The sequence below is a fragment of the Mycobacterium sp. ML4 genome (assembly GCF_054515735.1).
Genome location: NZ_JBTNSY010000071.1, coordinates 1 through 1,942, shown reverse-complemented (window position 1 = coordinate 1,942; position 1,942 = coordinate 1). Strand labels below are relative to the sequence as shown.

Sequence of the window (1,942 nt, the reverse complement as noted above, 5' to 3'; positions counted from 1 at the left end):
ATCTCCCTCGCCTTGGTGAGTGCCGCGGGCATCAGGTCATCGGGTTTGACCACTTGGTGTACCAGCTTGACGCGGTAGGCCTCATCCGCGTCGATGATCCGACCGGTCAGCATCAGTTCGCGCGCGACGCCGGCGCCGACGATTTTCGGCAGCAGGTAACTGGTGCCCATGTCCATCGACGAGAAGCCGGCCTTGATGAACACCGAGCCGAATCGGCCATTGTCGGAGGCGATCCGGATGTCGGAGTGCAGCGCAAACGCCAGTCCACCCCCGACAGCGACGCCGTTGACGGCAGCGATCACCGGGATGGGCAACTCGTACATCCGGACGAAGAGCTCGGCGAGCCGCACCTGCGCGTCGTAGGTGACCTTGAACCCCGGCGTGGCCGGTTTGACCTCGGTCCAGGCCCGGCCGGTGCCGCTGAGATCGGCGCCGGCACAGAATCCACGACCGGCTCCGGTCAGGATCGCGACCCGAAAGTCTTTGCTGACCAACGTATTCAGAGCATCGTCCATGCCGTTGATCAGCGATCCGTCGATAGCGTTCAACAACCGGGGCCGGTTGAGGGTGATGCAGGCGATGTCGTCCTCGAGAGTTTCCAGGGTGACTGCGGGTTCGGATGCCATACCCGAACGGTAAGCGACTTCAGCGGACTTCCAGGTACCGGGTTTACGGTGAGTCCATGGCACGCGCCGACGACGACAGCTGGGACTTGGCCAACAGTGTGGGAGCGACCGCCACGATGGTCGCGGCCGCGCGGGCGGCGGCAAGCAGGCGTCACAAAATCATCGTCAACGACCCGTTCGCCGAGCCGCTGGTGCGGGCCGTCGGCGTTGACCTGTTCGTGCGGCTTGCGGCAGGTGAGCTCGACGCGGTCGATGCCGACGGCAACCTGGGCTTCCCGCGGATGATCGACACGTTCGCCGCCCGCGCGAAATTCTTCGACGACTATTTCGCCGAGGCCGGCAGCATGGGCGTTCAGCAGTTCGTGATCCTGGCCTCCGGCCTCGATTGCCGCCCTTATCGCCTGCCGTGGCCAGGCCACAGCCGGGTGTTCGAGATCGACCAGCCCGAGGTCATCGAGTTCAAGATGTCGACGCTGCGGAAACTGGGCGCCACGTCCGACGTCGAGCACCGCACCGTCGGCATCGATCTGCGCGACGATTGGCCGTCGGCTCTGTTGGCCGCGGGGTTCGACACTGACCAACCGACAGCGTGGCTCGCCGAGGGCCTGCTGATCGGCTTTCTGCCCCAGGAAGCCGAAGTCCGGTTGCTGGACAACGTCATTTTGCTCAGCGATTCCGGCAGTTGGCTGGCCGCCGATTACGGACAGGTGGCCGGCCGGTCTTCTGCCGAGCAGCAGCAGGCGCAGCGCATGACCGACTTTTGGCGGGAGCTCGGCCTGGATCTGGACATCTCCGCCCTCACTTATCCGGGAGAGCACACCGACGTGGCGGCTCACCTCTGGTCGAACAGATGGAACACGATCACGTCGGACCTCGCCGAATTGTTCAGCGCCGCGGGGCTGGCGCCCTTGGGGGAGGCGGGGGTCAGTGGACCGGCGAAGTCGATTGGGTTTGTGCGAGCTTCGTCGGGGTGATACAGCGAGCCGGCGACGGCAAACTCGTGACATGACGAGTGCACACTGAATTTGTCGAGCTTGCTGGCCGATTCGATGGCGCACGCGCCCGATGCGCACGCCGGGAAGCCTGGGGTACTCCGTTGCGCCGGCGAGAATCGGGAGGGGCCAAGCCATGCGCGATGCGGGCTCAGATCGCGCAAGACATTCACCGGCCCCAGGAAAAGCGAGGAATACCGGGTAGATTCGATGGCACCGGGAAGCGGAAGCGAGATGCACTACGCTGCAATCCGTTTCAGCTTCGATCCGAAGCTCCAACCAGGTTAGTTGTTGGTTGGTGGTGGTTGGGGTTGGAAGGGGTCG

The 1,942-nt window shown here is 64.4% G+C and carries 2 protein-coding genes; one reads left to right on the top strand and one right to left on the bottom strand.

Going from position 1 to position 1,942, the window contains the following annotated elements:
* Nucleotides 1-626: enoyl-CoA hydratase/isomerase family protein (locus ACX9NE_RS29215; RefSeq protein ID WP_459377755.1), on the bottom strand; the 626-nt coding region annotated here is incomplete at its 3' end.
* Between the two features lie 56 nt (nucleotides 627-682).
* Here ACX9NE_RS29215 and ACX9NE_RS29210 point away from each other — a divergent pair.
* On the top strand, nucleotides 683-1,600 hold the full coding sequence (locus ACX9NE_RS29210) for a class I SAM-dependent methyltransferase (RefSeq protein ID WP_459364849.1): 918 nt from the start codon (nucleotides 683-685) through the stop codon (nucleotides 1,598-1,600).
* The last annotated feature ends 342 nt before the right edge of the window (nucleotides 1,601-1,942 follow it).

Coding starts and splice junctions, on each gene's coding strand:
- ACX9NE_RS29210 (WP_459364849.1), top strand. CDS start 683: ATGGCACGCGCCGACGACGACAGCTGGGACTTGGCCAACAGTGTGGGA.